Below are 15,862 nucleotides of genomic sequence, written 5' to 3' on the forward strand. Positions count from 1 at the left end.
AACGTTGTCCAACCATCTGAGAAAGAAGGCAGATGTCCGTCATTGACCCGCTTGACGAGGCTGCCGTCACCGCTGCAATGGAGGAAGCGCTGACGGCTTTTGCCGCAGCCGACGACCTCGACGAACTCAAGACGGTTCGCATTGCGCACATGGGTGATAAAGCCCCGCTGGCCCTTGCCAACCGCGAAATCGGAAAGCTCGACAAATCCCAGAAGGCCCAGGCCGGAAAGCTTGTGGGCACATCACGCGGACGGATCGCCCAGGCCTTTAAAGCCCGCCAGGAAGAACTCGAAGCCGAACGCGACGCCCGCGTGCTCGTCGCCGAGGCCATTGACGTCACCGGACCCTCCACCCGTCGGCCGGTCGGCGCCCGCCACCCGCTGCAGCTGCTGCAGGAGAAGATTGCCGATCACTTCGTCGGCCACGGCTGGGAAGTTGCGGAAGGCCCCGAAGTCGAACACGAATGGCTCAACTTCGATTCGCTCAACTTCGGTCCCGACCATCCGGCCCGCCAGATGCAGGACACGTTCTTCGTCGAGCCCGCATCGGCCCACCTGGTCATGCGCACCCACACTTCGCCGGTGCAGTCGCGTTCGCTGCTGAACCGCGGTGTTCCTCTCTACGTGGTCTGCCCCGGCAAGACCTTCCGCACTGACGAACTCGATGCCACGCACACCCCGGTGTTCCATCAGGTTGAGGGCATCGCCATTGACAAGGGCCTGACAATGGCACACCTGAAGGGCACGCTCGATGCTTTTGCCCGCGCCATGTTCGGTCCGGAAGCATACACGCGCCTGCGCCCCAGCTTCTTCCCGTTCACCGAGCCGAGCGCCGAAATCGACTTCTGGTTCCCCCAGAAGAAAGGCGGCCCCGGCTGGATCGAATGGGGTGGCTGCGGCATGGTCCACCCCAACGTGCTGCGCGCATCCGGCATTGACCCGGATGTCTACCAGGGCTTTGCCTTCGGCATGGGCATCGAACGCACGCTCATGCTGGGTGAGGGAATCAACGACATGCACGACATGGTGGAAGGCGATATCCGCTTCTCGAAGGCTTTCGGAGTGATGAACTGATGCTCGTACCCTTGGAATGGCTGGCCGAATACGTCGACCTGCCTAAGAACCTCGACGCTCACGAACTCGCTGCTGAACTTGCTGGCATCGGCTTGGAAGAAGAGGACTACATCGGTCCGGCAGTCACCGGCCCGCTGGTTGTCGGCCGAGTCCTGACCTGCGAACCCGAAAAGCACTCCAACGGCAAAACCATCAACTGGTGCACCGTCGACGTCGGCCGCAAGGAACCACAGGGCATTGTGTGCGGTGCACACAACTTCGGCGTCGGCGACTACGTTGTCGCAGCGCTGCCCGGTGCTGTTCTGCCCGGTGATTTCGCCATTGCGGCACGCAAGACCTACGGCCACATCTCTGACGGCATGATCTGCTCGGCGCGCGAACTGGGCTTGGGTGATGATCACGACGGCATCATCGTGCTCACCGAGTTCGGCTTTGCCGATCTGACCGCCGGCCAAGACGCCGCGGAACTGCTGGGGCTGAACCACGAAGTCCTCGACGTCAACATCACGCCCGACCGCGGATATCAGATGTCGATGCGCGGCATCGGCCGCGAATACGCTCTTCTGAAAGAGCAGAACTACGCCGACCCCGCTCTGGCGGTCGCCCCGGTCGTTGCCGGTGAGGGGCACCCGGTCGAGCTCACCGACGACGCCCCCATTCACGGCAACGACGGCTGCACCCGCTTCACAGCCCTGCGCGTGCGCGGCATCGACCCGACAGCACAGACCCCGTTCTGGATGGCCAAGCGCCTGCTGGAGGCTGGCATGCGTCCCATTTCGCTGGTCGTGGACATCACCAACTACGTCATGCTCGAACTCGGCCAGCCGCTGCACGCCTACGATCTCGCCAACGTCGGCGAGCGGATCGTCGTGCGCCGCGGTCGCAAGGGCGACAAGCTCACCACGCTCGACGACGTCGAACGGAGCATTCACCCAGAAGACGTGGTGGTCACCGGAATCAGCGCCGACGGCAGCGAAGAGCTTCTCGGCCTGGCCGGTGTCATGGGCGGGGCAGATTCCGAAGTCAGCGACACGACCGTCGATGTGCTCATCGAAGGCGCTCACTGGGACCCCGTGTCGATTGCCCGCACAGCCCGCAGGCACCGCCTGCCGAGCGAAGCCGCCAAGCGCTTCGAACGCGGAGTCGACCCGGCGCTGGGCCCGGCCGCAGTCGCCCGCGCCGCACAGCTGCTCACCCAGATGGCAGGTGGCCAGGCAGACGCAACAGCATCGATCCCCGGCAGTCTTCCGGCGCCTCGTGAGGTGAGCCTGCCGAAGACCCGCACGGCAGAACTCGTGGGCATTGACTACACCGATGACCAAGTGATCGGCGCCCTGCGCGCCGTCGGCTGCGAAGTCGACGACAGCGGTGCCGACTACAGCGTGACAGTGCCGTCGTGGCGCCCGGACCTGACCGACGCGGAAGACCTCGTTGAGGAAATTGCGCGAGTCAACGGCTACGACCAGATCCCGTCAATTGTTCCGCAGGCCCCTGGCGGAGAAGGGCTCACCCGCCGCCAGACATCCCGCCGCGCGGTGTCGAACCTGCTTGCCGACCTCGGCCTGACAGAAGTGCTGACCTACCCGTTCACGTCAGAAGCACGGCAGGACGCCCTCCGGATTCCGCAAGACGATCCGCGACGGAACAACCTGCGCTTGGCCAACCCGCTCAGCGACGACCAGCCGCTGCTGCGCACCGAGCTGCTGCCGACACTCGTCGACGCGCAGCTGCGCAACCAGGGACGCGGCTTCAAGGACACCGCACTGTTCGAAATCGGGCTGGTCACCCAGCCTGAAACTGCCCAGCTGCCGGCCAGTGAAACCTTCGCACCGGGGTACTACCCCACGGAAGAAGAGCGCGCAGCGATCTTTGACGCTGTTCCTCACCAGCCGCTGCACGCGGCTGGGATCGTGTCGGGCAACTGGGACCTCGAAGGCGTGTGGGGCAAGGGCCGCAGGGCCGAAGCGATGGACGTGATCGAGATCGTCAAGCGAATCGCAGCGGCTCTCGGCCAGAGCGTGACGCCGACGGCGTCTGACCGCGCACCGTTCCACCCCGGCCGCTGCGCTGAATTCCGCCTGGCAGACGGCACGCTGTTCGGCCACGCCGGTGAGCTGCACCCCAAGGTCGTCGAAACGCTCGGGCTGCCGGCCCGCACGGTTGCATTCGAGGTCGTTCTCGATTCTGTACTGGACACTCCGGCAGAGCGCCGCTGGTCGGGTGCCCTGTCCACCTACCCGGTGTCCAGGCAGGACGTGGCGCTCATCGTGGATGACAGCATCGCGATCGGCGACCTTGTAGACACCATGCGCGAAGCCATCGGCAGCGATCTCGAAGGGCTTGAACTGTTCGACGAGTACCGGGGCGAACAGGTGGGGGAAGGCAAAAAGTCGCTTGCATTCCGCATGACCTTCCGGGCCGCCGACCGCACTATGACAAGCGACGAGGCCTCGGCCCTGCGCGAAGCCGCAACCGCCGCAGTCGAAAAGGCATACGGTGCGGTAGCCCGCACCGGCGGGGAGGCGTGAGCGCAGAGTCATGAGCACCGTCCTCATCACCGGAGGTTCGCGAGGCATCGGCCACCACCTGGCCGATGGCTTCGCGGCCGACGGGTGGAACGTCATCCTCACGGCAACTGATGAAGCCCGTGCGGCCTCTGCGGCCCAGCAGATCGCCCAGGCTCGCGGCACCCGGGTCATTGGTGTGCAGCTCCAAGCGGCAGACCCCGCATCAGTTGAGGCTCTTGCCCAGCGCACCGCAGAAATCGAAGAGCAGCTGGGCGAGCCCATTACGACGGTCATCAACAACGCCGGCGTGGTGGAAAGCCCAGAAGGCCCCGTGTGGAATGTTCCCGCCGAGCAGTTGATGCGCACGCTTGATACGAACATTCGCGGGCCGTTCCTCGTTGTTCGCGCCTTCGCCGAGCGCCTGCTGGAAACAGCCGACACAACGGGCCGGGCGTGCCGGATCATCGATCTCAATTCCGGTTCCGGCGCGCAGGGAACACCCGCTTACGCTGCCTACTCGGCATCCAAGGCAGCCCTGTTCCGCCTGGCTGATTCGGTACACGTCTACGGCTATGACAAGGGCCTGCGGATCTTCGAAATGGCCCCGGGGGTCATCGAATCCGACATGACCGGCTCGATGGCAATGCACGACTGGCGGGGCAGTTCCGACTGGACTGATCCCGAAGACGTCGCAGCTTTGGCCCTCGCGCTCGCCTCGGGCGACCTCGACGCCTATTCCGGCCGCTTTGTGCGCGCAGGCCTCGACACCCCGGATTCGCTTGCCGAGACCGCCGCGGCTGGTCTTGCCGACGACTTCCGTCGGCTGGCCGTGCGCATGGACTGACCCAGCAGAAGAACGAGGCGGAGCTCACCGATCTCGGTGAGCTCCGCCTCGTTCTCTGTGTCGACTGAATCAGACCGTCAGCACGACCTTGCCGGTGGTGGCGCGGCCCTCGAGTGCTTCGTGGGCCTGGCGGGCCTGTTCGAGCGGGAAGGTCTGGCCGACGCGGAATTTCAGCCATCCCTCGTCGAGTCCCGCAAAGAGCTGCCCCGCGCGCTTGTGCAGTTCTTCGGGAGAGTCGATGAACCACTTCGTGGAAGGCCGGGACAGGAAGATTCCGCCGCTGGAGTTCAGCCGCTGAATGTCGAACGGCGGAACAGCACCGGAGGCTGCCCCGAAGAGCACCATGGAGCCGCGCGGGCGGATAGAGGCCAGCGAGGCGTCGAAAGTGTCTTTGCCGACCCCGTCATAGGCGACGTCAACGCCCTTGCCGTCGGTGAAGGCCATGACCTCCTCGCGGATGTCGACACCGTCCCCGTAGAGGAAAACGTGATCAGCTCCCGCTGCGCGGGCCAGTTCGGCCTTTTCTTCTGTTGACACCGTGCCGATGACCCGGCCGCCCAAGTGCTTGATGAACTGGGTCAGCAGCAGGCCGACACCGCCGGCGGCAGCGTGGACGAGAGCCGTCTGGCCTGGCTTGATTTCGTGGGAGTCTGTCACCAGGTACTGCGCGGTCATCCCCTGCAGGGGCACGGCGGCAGCGGTTTCGAAGTCCACGCCGTCGGGCAGGGGCAGCAGCTCTTCGGCCTTGACCACGATGTTCTGCGCGTAGGAGCCGTGAACGTCTGTCCAGGCCACGCGCTGACCGACGTCAATGCCCTCAACGCCCTCGCCGAGTTCGGCAACGACCCCGGAGCCTTCAACGCCGACGATGTGAGGAAAGGGCATGGGGTACATGCCGCCGCGCCGATAGGTGTCGATGAAGTTCACGCCGGCGGCTTTGACGTCGACGAGGACTTCGCCGGGACCGGGGGAGGGTGTTTCGACTTCGGTGTACTCAAGAACTTCGGGTCCGCCTTGTCGGACTGCCTGAACTGCGTACATGTTCCTCCTTGAAATGCTGGCAACAGCAGGATGACTGATGAATAATTTATCTTGCCAATGTATGCTTATGCATATGGTTTATTCAGTCGCGGTATCGGGAGCCACGGGATACGCGGGCGGGGAAGTCCTCCGCCTGCTGGCAGGCAACCCGAGCTTCACGGTGACAACCGTCTGCGGACACTCCACAGTCGGTGATCTCCTTGGAGAGCAACAGCCTCACCTCCACGCTTATTCCGACATGACGATTGCGGACTCTTCGGCCGCGACTCTGGCCGGGCACGACGTTGTGTTCCTGGCCCTGCCGCACGGCCAGTCCGGAGCAATTGCCGCTGAGCTTGAAAAGCTCAGCCCCGCAACCCTCATCGTGGACCTCGCTGCCGATCACCGGCTCATCGACCCGGACGCGTGGAGAAGCTACTACGGTTCGGAACATCCCGGCACGTGGACCTACGGCCTGCCCGAGCTCATGCTCGGTGGCCCCGGCAGCACGGACCACACCACCCAGCGGCGGCAGCTGCAAGGTGCCACGCGCATCGCCGTGCCCGGATGCAATGTCACGGCGGTGACCCTCGGAGTGCAGCCGCTCGTGCACGCGGGACTTATCGACCACACCCGGCTGACAGCCGTTTTGGCCAACGGCGTATCAGGTGCGGGCAAGGCTCTCAAACCGCACCTGCTGGCCTCCGAGATCCTCGGCGGGGCCAGCCCGTACGCGGTCGGCGGAACCCATCGCCACATCCCCGAAATCGAACAGAACCTCGCTCTTGCGGCAGGTGAAGATCCCCTTGCAGGCTCCGCCCGCATCACTTTCACCCCGACGCTCGTGCCGATGTCCCGCGGAATCCTGGCAACCGTCTCGGCGCCTCTTGCGGCCGGTGCTGATGTCGGCCAGGCACAGGAGAAGATCAGCGCGGCTTTCGCCTCGGCCTATGATTCCGAACCCTTTGTCACCGTGCTGCCGCACGGCCAGTGGCCCAACACGTCGGCGACCGCGGGATCTAACCAGGCCCACCTGCAGTGGGCCCTCGATGGCCGCGCCGCGACCGTCACGGTCTGTATTGCCATTGACAACCTCGTCCGCGGCACCGCAGGCCAAGCGGTGCAGTCGGCGCACATTGCGCTCGGACTCGAAGAAACATCAGATCTTCCACACGAAGGAGTTGCACCGTGAGCGTCACCGCAGCACCGGGCTTTCGCGCCGCCGGAACCACCGTCGGCATCAAGCCGAGCGGCAAAAAGGACTTCGCCGTAGTCATCAACGACGGTCCCAGCACAAACGCCGCCGTCGTCTACACCTCCAACAAGTGCAAAGCGAACCCCGTGAAGTGGTCACAGCCGCGCACGCGCGACGGCCAGGTCCGTGCGGCCATCATCAACTCTGGCTGCGCCAACTGCTTCACGGGTGACTTCGGCTTCGAAACGACGAAGCTGACCGCGCACGCGGTTGCGGATGCTGTCGGATGCAGTGCTGACGACGTCCTCGTGTGCTCCACCGGGCTCATCGGCACCGGGGGAGAGGACTTCCGCACCCGGCTGGTCGGGGGAGTTCCGGGTCTGGTCGAATCTGCGTCCGCGTCCGGTGGCGCCGATGCCGCACAGGCCATCCTCACCACGGACTCTGTTTCCAAAGAAGCGCTCGCGGAAGGCTCCGGCTACACCATCGGCGCAATGGCCAAGGGTGCAGGCATGCTCGCACCGTCACTTGCGACGATGATCGTCGTCATCACAACCGATGCCAAGCTCAGCCCAGAACAGCTCGACCGGGCGCTGCGCAGTGCAACGGCCAAAAGCTTCGACCGGCTGGACTCCGACGGCTGCCGGTCGACTAACGACACCGTCGCACTGCTGTCGTCGGGGGCCGGAGCAGAAGCGGACGAAGCCGAATTCACAGCCCTGCTGACCGAGGTGTGCACTGACCTTGCCCGCCAGCTCATGGCCGATGCCGAAGGTGCCGCCCACGACGTTGAAATCACCGTTACAGGAGCCGCGAGCGAAGACGACGCCGTCGAAGTCGGCCGCACCGTGTCGCGCTCAAACCTTGTCAAGACAGCACTTATGGGGGAGGACCCCAACTGGGGTCGCGTTCTCGCGCAAGTCGGCACAGCGCAGGCGGAGTTTGATCCCGAAAACCTCGACGTCAGCTTCAACGGAGTTCAGGTGTGCCGGGCAACTGCACCGCACGAAGACCCCGCGAAGGTGAAGTTCGGCCGCAAGATCAACATTGAGATCAACCTCAACAGCGGCCAGGCCGAAGCGACGATCTTCACCAACGATCTCACCCACGAATACGTCACCGAGAACAGCTCTGCAGCATCATGACCGACAAACTCTCACCCGCCCAGCGCCTGGTCAAAGCGCAGACCAAAGCGGAGATCCTCACGGAGGCTCTGCCGTGGATCAAGACTTTCGCGGGCGCCACCATAGTCATCAAATACGGCGGCAACGCCATGGTCTCCCCGGAGCTGCAGCAGACTTTTGCGGATGACATCTCGTTTCTGCGCTTTGCCGGCATCCGCCCGATCGTCGTCCACGGCGGTGGGCCGCAGATCAGCACGATGCTCGACCGGCTGGGAATCGAAAGCGAATTCGTCGCCGGTCAGCGCGTGACCTCTGAAGAAGCCATTGACGTCATCCGCATGGTGCTCTCCGGTCACGTGAACCGCAGCATTGTGTCGCGCATCAACGAACACGGCTCGGCAGCTGTCGGCCTGTCGGGTGAGGACGGCGATCTCCTGCTGGCTGCCCCCGCGTCTGTCGAGGTGGATGGCGAGCTCACGAGTCTCGGCCGCGTCGGCAACATCACGTCTGTCAATACACAGCTGCTGCACGACCTGCTGGATTCCGGGCGCGTTCCGGTGGTGTGCTCTATTGCTGCCGAGCTGGGCGCCAGCGGCGACAATCCGCTCAACGTCAACGCGGACCTGGCCGCTGCGGCAATTGCCCGGGAGATGCGGGCCGATAAGTTCATCATGCTCACCGACGTCCCCGGACTCTACGCTGACTGGCCTGACACCGACAGTCTCATCAGCGAAATCGCTCCGGCTGAGCTGCGCGAACTGCTGCCGAAGCTCGACTCCGGCATGATCCCGAAGATGACTGCCGCACTCGATGCGGTGGATGCCGGTGTCAAACAGGTGCACGTTGTCGACGGCCGCACCGCGCACTCGGTCCTTCTGGAAATCTTCACGGACATGGGAATCGGCACGCTCATCGCCGACGTCAAACCCGCCAAGGGAGGAACCAATGGCTGAATGGCTGGATGATTATCGCGGCAGTCTGCTGCCGGTGTACGGAGATCCGCAGAAGAAGCTCGTCACGGGCAAAGGCGCGGTAGTCGAAGATTCCGATGGCAGGCGCTATGTCGACTTCCTCGGCGGCATTGCGGTGAACAGCCTGGGACACGCTCACCCGGCAGTTGTCGAAGCCGTCAGTCGGCAGACCGCCGAACTGGGGCAGATCTCAAACTTCTACACCTCGGACCAGCAGATTCGTTTGGCCCAGCGCATTCTCAGCACAGCGCAGGCGCCGGCCGGTTCGAAGGTGTTCCTGTGCAATTCCGGCAGTGAAGCAAACGAGGCCGCCGTCAAACTCACCCGCCGCGCCAAGCCCGGCCGCACCGGGATCATCGCGGTGGATGGCGCTTTTCACGGCCGCACTATGGGTGCGCTGTCGCTGACGGCAAAAGAGGCCTACCGCCAGCCTTTCGCTCCGCTGGTGCCAGGAGCCCAGCATGTTCCCTTCGGTGACGTCCAGGCGCTTCAGAACGCGGTGGATGAGAACACCTCGGCAATCATCATCGAACCCATTCAGGGGGAAGCGGGGGTGCGCCCCCACCCCCGGGGCTATCTCACGGCGGCACGTGAAGCAGCCGATTCCGTGGGTGCCCTGCTCATCTTCGATGAAGTGCAGACCGGTGTCGGCAGGACCGGCAGCTGGTACGCGTTCCAGCACCCGGCGATCGGCGAGGGTGTGCGGCCCGACGCAATGACCTTGGCCAAGGGTCTGGGCGGGGGCCTGCCGATCGGCGCGCTCGTGACCTTCGGAGAAGAAGTCTCTTCCCTTCTCACGGCCGGCCAGCACGGCACAACGTTCGGAGGCAATCCCATTGCGTGCGCGGCAGCCAACGCGGTTCTCGATGTCATCGAAGCAGACGCCGTCCTCGACCACGTCCGCGAAGCCGGGCTGCTGCTGCGCCGGGGCCTCGACTCCATTCCGGGAGTCACCGATGTCCGCGGTGAGGGTCTGCTGCTGTCCTTCGACATTGCGCCGGTCTCAGCGAAGAAGTTCACCGCGGCCGCACTCGAGGCCGGTTTCCTCGTCAACGCCGTGGGCCCGAACCGTATCCGCCTGGCACCGCCGCTCATCATCAGCCCCGATGAGATCCGCGCTTTTCTTTCCGCCGTGCCGGATATCCTCAAGAAAGGAGGACAGAGCGAATGACCCGACATTTCCTCAAAGACACGGACCTGACACCGGGAGAACTGGGTGAAGTCCTTGACCTCGCCCAGAGGATGAAAGCCGAGCCCTACGCTTTCCAACCGTTGGCAGGACCGCAGACGGTGGCCGTTGTGTTCGACAAGACGTCGACGCGCACCCGCGTATCGTTTGCCGCAGGAATCGCTTCCCTCGGGGGCAGTCCGCTCATCATCAACCCCGGTGAGTCTCAGATGGGCCACAAGGAGTCGATTGCCGATTCGGCGCGAGTGTTCTCTCGCATGGTGTCTGCCATCGTGTGGCGCACCTTCGACCACGCGGGGCTGGAGGAAATGGCCGCGCATTCGAGCGTGCCGGTCATCAACTCGCTGTCGGATGACTTCCACCCGTGCCAGCTGCTGGCCGACCTGCTGACCATCCGCGAGCACCGCGGCACGGGTGAAGGCAATGGCCTTGCCGGGCTCAAACTTGCCTATTTCGGCGACGGAGCGAACAACATGGCGCACTCCTACCTTTTGGCCTGCGCGAATGCTGGAATGGACGTTGCCGTTGCCGCACCCGCTTCGGCACACCCGGCTGTCCACATCGTGGAAGAAGCGCGCTGCCTGGGCGAAACGACCGGCAGTTCGGTGCTCGTCACGGAAGACCCCGCCGCAGCCGCGCACGCCGCCGACGTCCTCGTAACCGACACGTGGATCTCCATGGGGCAGGAAGACGACGGCCGATCCGGCGAGGACTCGCCGTTCGTGCCGTATCGAGTCACTCAGGATCTCATGGACCTGGGACGGAACCCGATCTTCATGCACTGCCTGCCCGCCTACCGGGGGCACGAGGTGGATGCCGAAGTCATCGACGGTCCCGCTTCCGTTGTCTTCGACGAGGCTGAGAACAGGCTGCACGCGCAGAAAGCGCTTCTCGCGTGGCTGGTGGGGCGCTCATGACAGCGCCTCAACAGAGCGCATCCGTTCCCAGCACAAAAACTGCCCGCCATTCGCATATCGCGGACATCATCCGCAGGCACCGAGTGCGCTCGCAGTCGGAACTGGCCGGCAGACTCGCCGATGCGGGCATCCTCGTCACTCAGGCCACGCTGTCGCGCGACCTGGTGGAACTCGGAGCGGTCAAGGTCCGCACGAGTGCCGGAGCGGTCTACGCCGTTCCGGGAGAAGGCGGTGACCGCTCCCTAGAACAGGGTGTGGGAGGCGAACTCATCGACGCGAAGCTTCAGCGGCTTCTCGAAGAGCTGCTGGTTTCAGCGGAAGCCTCCGGCAACCTCGTCCTGCTGCGCACCCCGGCCGGTGCCGCCCAGTACCTGGCCAGCGCCCTCGACCGTTCGTCGCTGCCGAACGTGCTGGGCACCATTGCAGGTGACGACACCGTTATGGTCATCGCCCGCAAACCGGACGGGGGAGAAGAAGTCGCCCGCTTCATGCTCGACCTGGCCGCAGACAGCGTGTGACCACAGACATTCAGAACTCAGACACCAGAAGAAAGGAGAACACAATGACTGATCGCATTGTTCTCGCATACTCCGGCGGCCTCGACACCTCTGTCGCCATCGGATGGATCCAGGAAGCCACCGGCAAGGAAGTCGTCGCAATGGCCGTCGACGTAGGCCAGGGCGGGGAAGACCTCGAAACCGTCCGCCAGCGCGCCCTGGACTGCGGTGCCGTCGAAGCCTATGTTGCAGACGCGCGCGACGAATTCGCCGCCGAGTACTGCATGCCGGGACTGCAGGCGAACACCATGTACATGGACGCCTACCCGAACGTCTCCGCTCTGTCGCGGCCGCTGATCGCCAAGCACCTCGTCGCAGCCGCCCGCCAGTACGGTGCGAGCACCGTCGCCCACGGCTGCACCGGCAAGGGCAATGACCAGGTGCGCTTTGAAGTCGCCATCACGACCCTGGCTCCCGACCTCGACTGCATCGCACCCGTCCGCGACCTTGCGCTGACGCGCGAAGCGGCAATCGAATACGCCGAAAAGAACGACCTTCCGATCATCACGACCAAGTCCAACCCGTTCTCCATCGACCAGAACGTGTGGGGGCGCGCTGTTGAGACCGGCTTCCTCGAAGACATCTGGAACGGCCCCACCAAGGACGTCTACGACTACACCGACGACCCGGCGTTCCCACCGGCTCCCGATGAGGTCGTCATCACCTTCGAACAGGGCATTCCGGTTGCCATTGACGGTGAGGCCGTGACACCTCTGCAGGCGATTGAGAAGCTCAACCACCGCGCAGGTCAGCACGGCATCGGCCGGATCGACATCGTCGAAGACCGTCTGGTGGGCATCAAGAGCCGTGAAATCTACGAAGCTCCCGGAGCGATCACGCTGATCGAAGCTCACCGTGAACTCGAGCGCATCACGCTGGAGCGCGAGCAGCTGCGCTTCAAGCGCTCCGTGGAGCAGCGCTGGACCGAACTCGTCTACGACGGCCAGTGGTTCTCCGAGCTCAAGGGCTCGCTCGACGCGTTCATCCTCGATACGCAGAAGCACGTCAACGGCGATATCCGCATGACCCTGCACGGTGGCCGCGCTGTCGTCACCGGACGGAAGTCCCCGAACTCGCTGTACGACTTCGGGCTGGCCACCTACGACGAGGGCCAGACCTTCGACCAGTCGGCTGCCCGCGGCTTCATCGACATCTACGGTCTTTCGGCCCGCACGGCCAGCGACCGCAACCAGCGGGTTCAGAACCAGGCGTGATGAGTGCCCGACTCGGCCCGGCCGGTCAGAATGGACTGGTCGGGTCGAGCCGGGGCTTTACGGTGTGCAGAAAGGATTGTGACGTGACAGAACGAGTAAGCCTGTGGGGCGGGCGGTTCGGCTCCGGTCCCGCCGACGATTTGGCAAAGCTTTCGAAATCGACGCATTTTGACTGGCGTCTGGCACAGTATGACCTGGCCGGTTCGCGTGCTCACGCTCGCGTTCTGCACAGGGCTGGGCTGCTTGACGAAGCCGAACTCGAGGGGATGCTCAAGGCCCTCGACGAACTGGGCCGTCGGGTGGCATCGGGAGAGTTCGCTCCCGTTGAATCCGACGAGGACGTCCACTCTGCTCTTGAACGCGGTCTGCTTGAGATTGCCGGAACCGAGCTCGGCGGCAAGCTGCGAGCCGGCCGCAGCCGCAACGACCAGATCGCCACAATGGGCCGGATGTACGTTCGCGACTCTTCGCGCGTCATTGCCCAGCAGGTTCTTGCTGTTGTCGAAGCGCTCGTGACCCAGGCGGCAGCCCACCCGGATGCTCCCATGCCCGGCCGCACGCACCTTCAGCACGCTCAGCCGGTTCTCCTTGCCCACCACCTGCTGGCCCACGCGTGGCCGCTCATGCGTGACGTTGAAAGGCTCATGGACCTTGACAAGCGAGCCGCGGTGTCCGCCTATGGTTCGGGCGCTCTGGCTGGTTCTTCACTCGGTCTGGACCCGCAGGCGGTGGCGGAGGACCTCGGCTTCCCCACCTCGACGGAGAACTCGATCGACGGCACCGCCAGCCGCGACATCTTCGCCGAGTTCGCGTGGGTGACGGCGATGATCGGCGTGGACCTTTCTCGTCTGTCCGAAGAGATCATCCTCTGGAACACCAATGAGTTCTCCTTCATAAAACTGTCGGACAACTACTCGACTGGATCGTCGATCATGCCGCAGAAGAAGAACCCAGACGTCGCCGAGCTCACCCGCGGAAAGGCGGGACGGCTCATCGGCGATCTGACCAGCCTGCTGGTCACACTGAAAGCTCAGCCTCTGGCGTACAACCGCGACCTGCAGGAGGACAAAGAGCCGATCTTCGACGCGGTTGACACGCTCACACTCCTGCTGCCGGCGTTTGCCGGCATGATCGCCACGGCGGAGTTCAACACTGAGCGCATGGCGCAGCTTGCTCCGCGCGGTTTTGCGCTGGCAACCGATATTGCCGAATGGCTGGTCCGCGAGGGTGTGCCGTTCCGCGTGGCGCACGAACTTTCCGGTGCTGCCGTGAAGAAAGCCGAAGACCGCGGTGTTGAACTGTGGGATCTCAGCGATGCCGACTACGCCGAAATCTCCGAGCACTTCACCCCGCAGATGCGCGAAGTGCTCAGCACCCTGGGCGCTGTCGATTCGCGCAATGCCAAGGGCGGAACCGCTCGCAGCGCCGTGCAGACTCAGCTGGAAAACGCGCGGGCCCAGCTTCGCCTGCTCAGCGAGTTCGCCCAGAACTGACCAAACTCGACACGGCGGCCGCGTGCACCTTGGGCACGCGGCCGTGTCTGTACACGTAGAATGCCCTGTGGAGCTCAAGCTCCCACAGAGCAGAAACAGAAAGGCCAAAAGTGACCGACGTCCTCAGCGATCTCCAGGCTCGCGCAATTGCCGCGCAGACGACCGACGAAGACGCTCTTCGAGCAGCTCTCACCGGCGGGTCGCTGACGTTCTATGTTGGCTTCGACCCGACTGCGCCCAGTATTCACATGGGCAATCTGGTGCAGGTGCTCGTTGCCCGCCGCCTGCAGATGGCAGGCCACAACCCGCTCATGCTCGTCGGCGGTGCGACCGGTCTGATCGGCGACCCGCGGATGTCGGGGGAGCGGACCCTCAATGAACGCGATGTCGTTGAGGGCTGGGTTGAGAAGATTCGCTCCCAGATTGAACGCTTCCTGGACTTCGACGGTCCGCACGCGGCTCGCATGGTCAACAATCTCGACTGGACCAAGGACATTTCCGCACTGGACTTCCTGCGTGATGTTGGCAAGCACTTCTCCGTTAACCGCATGCTGGCCAAGGAAGCCGTTGCCGCGCGTCTGAAGTCTGAAGACGGCATCTCGTTTACCGAGTTCGCCTACCAGCTGCTGCAGGGCAATGACTACCTCGAGCTCAACCGCCGCTACGGTGTGACGCTGCAGACCGGCGGTTCGGATCAGTGGGGCAATCTCACCAGCGGTGTTGATCTCATTCGCCGCGTTGAGCGCAAATCGGTGCACGCCATGTCCACGCGCTTGATCACCAAGGCTGACGGCACCAAGTTCGGCAAGACCGAATCGGGCACCGTGTGGTTGGATCCCTCGCTCACCTCGCCGTACGCTTTCAGCCAGTTCTGGCTCAACACGGCAGATGCCGATGCGCCGGGCTACCTCCGCGTGTTCTCGCTGCGTCCGCTGGAGGAAATCGAAGACATCATCGAGCAGTTCCAGGCTGAACCGCACAAGCGCTTGGTGCAGCGAACCCTCGCCGAGGACGTCACGACTCTCGTACACGGCAAGGAAGAATCCGATCAGGCGTTCGCCGCCGCGGCTGCGCTGTTCGGCACTGGTGACCTGCGCGAACTCCAGCCTTCCACGCTGGGTTCGGCACTTGCTTCGCTGCCGAGTCTGGAAGTCGACAGCTCTGCGATCCCGGCGGGACTGTCGGTTGCTGACGCTTTTGCGGGATCGGGGATCGTAAAATCGAAGGGCGACGCCCGTCGTGCTGTGAAGGAAGGCGGCGCCTACATCAACAACGAGCGGGTCACGGATGCCGAGGCGCCGCTCACCGGTCAGCAGCTCCTTCCGATTGACGGGGGATCGGCTGTTCTGCTGCGTCGCGGCAAGCGAACGCTGGGTGCTGTGATCGTGCGCGATAACTGACCGAAGTCGGTCCGCGAAGACGGAAGAAGGGAGCGGATTTGCGTCCGCTCCCTTCTGTGTACTAAGTTAGCCCTCGCTGCCGAAAACGGGCGGGTGCGAGTCCGCCGGTGATGTAGATGCTGATTCAGGCAACTGGATCAGGCAGCAGACTCGGAACGGAGTTCTTCGAGTGACTGGCTTCACACGGAAGCAAGTTGCAAAGAGAAAATCCGCAGGGTAGAGTAGAGATCCGGTCGCAGGGAAACCTGAGATTAACGGATTGAAACCTCGGCCTGAACATAGCAATTCTGGAAGGTTCGCTGTTGCGGACTGAAAGGTTTTGGCGTCTGTTCTTTGTCAACTCAATAGCGTGTTTGTT

General features: G+C 63.7%; 13 protein-coding genes. 12 read left to right on the forward strand and 1 reads right to left on the reverse strand.

The genetic code is table 11. The features are described 5' to 3' along the window. Positions 1-32: 32 nt before the first annotated feature. Genes pheS through HMPREF2757_RS06360 form a run of 3 tightly spaced genes read left to right on the forward strand, consistent with a single transcriptional unit; the run spans position 33 to position 4,424 of the window. The gene (gene pheS / locus HMPREF2757_RS06350) at positions 33-1,073 is read left to right on the forward strand and encodes a phenylalanine--tRNA ligase subunit alpha (RefSeq protein ID WP_070574388.1); all 1,041 of its coding nucleotides are present in this window, start codon (positions 33-35) and stop codon (positions 1,071-1,073) included. After that, the gene (gene pheT / locus HMPREF2757_RS06355) at positions 1,073-3,601 is read left to right on the forward strand and encodes a phenylalanine--tRNA ligase subunit beta (RefSeq protein ID WP_070574389.1); all 2,529 of its coding nucleotides are present in this window, start codon (positions 1,073-1,075) and stop codon (positions 3,599-3,601) included. Before pheS ends, pheT begins: the two co-directional genes overlap by 1 nt. 10 nt (positions 3,602-3,611) lie before the next feature. After that, positions 3,612-4,424 (forward strand): SDR family NAD(P)-dependent oxidoreductase, encoded by an 813-nt coding sequence (locus HMPREF2757_RS06360; protein ID WP_070574391.1) that lies wholly within the window; start codon positions 3,612-3,614, stop codon positions 4,422-4,424. A gap of 69 nt (positions 4,425-4,493) precedes the next feature. On the opposite strand, the gene HMPREF2757_RS06365 is transcribed toward HMPREF2757_RS06360, so the two are convergent. Next, the gene (locus HMPREF2757_RS06365) at positions 4,494-5,465 is read right to left on the reverse strand and encodes a quinone oxidoreductase family protein (protein ID WP_070574393.1); all 972 of its coding nucleotides are present in this window, start codon (positions 5,463-5,465) and stop codon (positions 4,494-4,496) included. Between the two features lie 73 nt (positions 5,466-5,538). Here HMPREF2757_RS06365 and argC point away from each other — a divergent pair, with 73 nt between their 5' ends. From argC to tyrS, 9 genes are all read left to right on the forward strand, one after another. Further along, a complete protein-coding gene (argC, locus tag HMPREF2757_RS06370; RefSeq protein ID WP_083304142.1) occupies positions 5,539-6,636 on the forward strand; it encodes an N-acetyl-gamma-glutamyl-phosphate reductase in 1,098 nt (365 codons plus the stop codon). Then, positions 6,633-7,784 (forward strand): bifunctional glutamate N-acetyltransferase/amino-acid acetyltransferase ArgJ, encoded by a 1,152-nt coding sequence (gene argJ / locus HMPREF2757_RS06375; protein WP_070574397.1) that lies wholly within the window; start codon positions 6,633-6,635, stop codon positions 7,782-7,784. The genes argC and argJ overlap by 4 nt, the downstream gene beginning before the upstream one ends. Beyond that, positions 7,781-8,716 carry an acetylglutamate kinase gene (argB, locus tag HMPREF2757_RS11440; RefSeq protein ID WP_083304143.1) on the forward strand — a complete coding sequence of 312 codons (936 nt, stop codon included), beginning with the start codon at positions 7,781-7,783 and terminating at the stop codon, positions 8,714-8,716. Before argJ ends, argB begins: the two co-directional genes overlap by 4 nt. Further along, entirely contained in the window at positions 8,709-9,905 is a 1,197-nt protein-coding gene (locus tag HMPREF2757_RS06380) for an acetylornithine transaminase (RefSeq protein WP_083304144.1), read from the forward strand. Before argB ends, HMPREF2757_RS06380 begins: the two co-directional genes overlap by 8 nt. Beyond that, a complete protein-coding gene (gene argF, locus HMPREF2757_RS06385) occupies positions 9,902-10,840 on the forward strand; it encodes an ornithine carbamoyltransferase (RefSeq protein ID WP_070574401.1) in 939 nt (312 codons plus the stop codon). The genes HMPREF2757_RS06380 and argF overlap by 4 nt, the downstream gene beginning before the upstream one ends. Further along, positions 10,837-11,358: an arginine repressor gene (locus tag HMPREF2757_RS06390; RefSeq protein ID WP_070574403.1), complete on the forward strand. Its 522-nt coding sequence runs from the start codon at positions 10,837-10,839 to the stop codon at positions 11,356-11,358. Before argF ends, HMPREF2757_RS06390 begins: the two co-directional genes overlap by 4 nt. 44 nt (positions 11,359-11,402) lie before the next feature. Then, positions 11,403-12,611, forward strand: coding sequence for an argininosuccinate synthase (locus tag HMPREF2757_RS06395; RefSeq protein WP_070574405.1), 1,209 nt, complete (start codon positions 11,403-11,405; stop codon positions 12,609-12,611). Positions 12,612-12,694: 83 nt separating this feature from the next. Beyond that, positions 12,695-14,104 (forward strand): argininosuccinate lyase, encoded by a 1,410-nt coding sequence (gene argH, locus HMPREF2757_RS06400; RefSeq protein WP_070574407.1) that lies wholly within the window; start codon positions 12,695-12,697, stop codon positions 14,102-14,104. Positions 14,105-14,214: 110 nt separating this feature from the next. Next, positions 14,215-15,504: a tyrosine--tRNA ligase gene (gene tyrS / locus HMPREF2757_RS06405; RefSeq protein ID WP_070574409.1), complete on the forward strand. Its 1,290-nt coding sequence runs from the start codon at positions 14,215-14,217 to the stop codon at positions 15,502-15,504. Positions 15,505-15,862 lie beyond the last annotated feature (358 nt).

It is taken from the genome of Brevibacterium sp. HMSC063G07 (genome assembly GCF_001810665.1).
Classification (GTDB): domain Bacteria; phylum Actinomycetota; class Actinomycetes; order Actinomycetales; family Brevibacteriaceae; genus Brevibacterium.

What these genes read in the sequence shown, in the direction of transcription:
- argB (WP_083304143.1), top strand. Translation starts at nt 7,781, where the DNA reads ATGACCGACAAACTCTCACCCGCCCAGCGCCTGGTCAAAGCGCAGACC.
- HMPREF2757_RS06360 (WP_070574391.1), top strand. Translation starts at nt 3,612, where the DNA reads ATGAGCACCGTCCTCATCACCGGAGGTTCGCGAGGCATCGGCCACCAC.
- pheT (WP_070574389.1), top strand. Translation starts at nt 1,073, where the DNA reads ATGCTCGTACCCTTGGAATGGCTGGCCGAATACGTCGACCTGCCTAAG.
- pheS (WP_070574388.1), top strand. Translation starts at nt 33, where the DNA reads ATGTCCGTCATTGACCCGCTTGACGAGGCTGCCGTCACCGCTGCAATG.
- HMPREF2757_RS06365 (WP_070574393.1), bottom strand. Translation starts at nt 5,465, where the DNA reads ATGTACGCAGTTCAGGCAGTCCGACAAGGCGGACCCGAAGTTCTTGAG.
- HMPREF2757_RS06380 (WP_083304144.1), top strand. Translation starts at nt 8,709, where the DNA reads ATGGCTGAATGGCTGGATGATTATCGCGGCAGTCTGCTGCCGGTGTAC.
- HMPREF2757_RS06390 (WP_070574403.1), top strand. Translation starts at nt 10,837, where the DNA reads ATGACAGCGCCTCAACAGAGCGCATCCGTTCCCAGCACAAAAACTGCC.
- argF (WP_070574401.1), top strand. Translation starts at nt 9,902, where the DNA reads ATGACCCGACATTTCCTCAAAGACACGGACCTGACACCGGGAGAACTG.
- argC (WP_083304142.1), top strand. Translation starts at nt 5,539, where the DNA reads ATGGTTTATTCAGTCGCGGTATCGGGAGCCACGGGATACGCGGGCGGG.
- HMPREF2757_RS06395 (WP_070574405.1), top strand. Translation starts at nt 11,403, where the DNA reads ATGACTGATCGCATTGTTCTCGCATACTCCGGCGGCCTCGACACCTCT.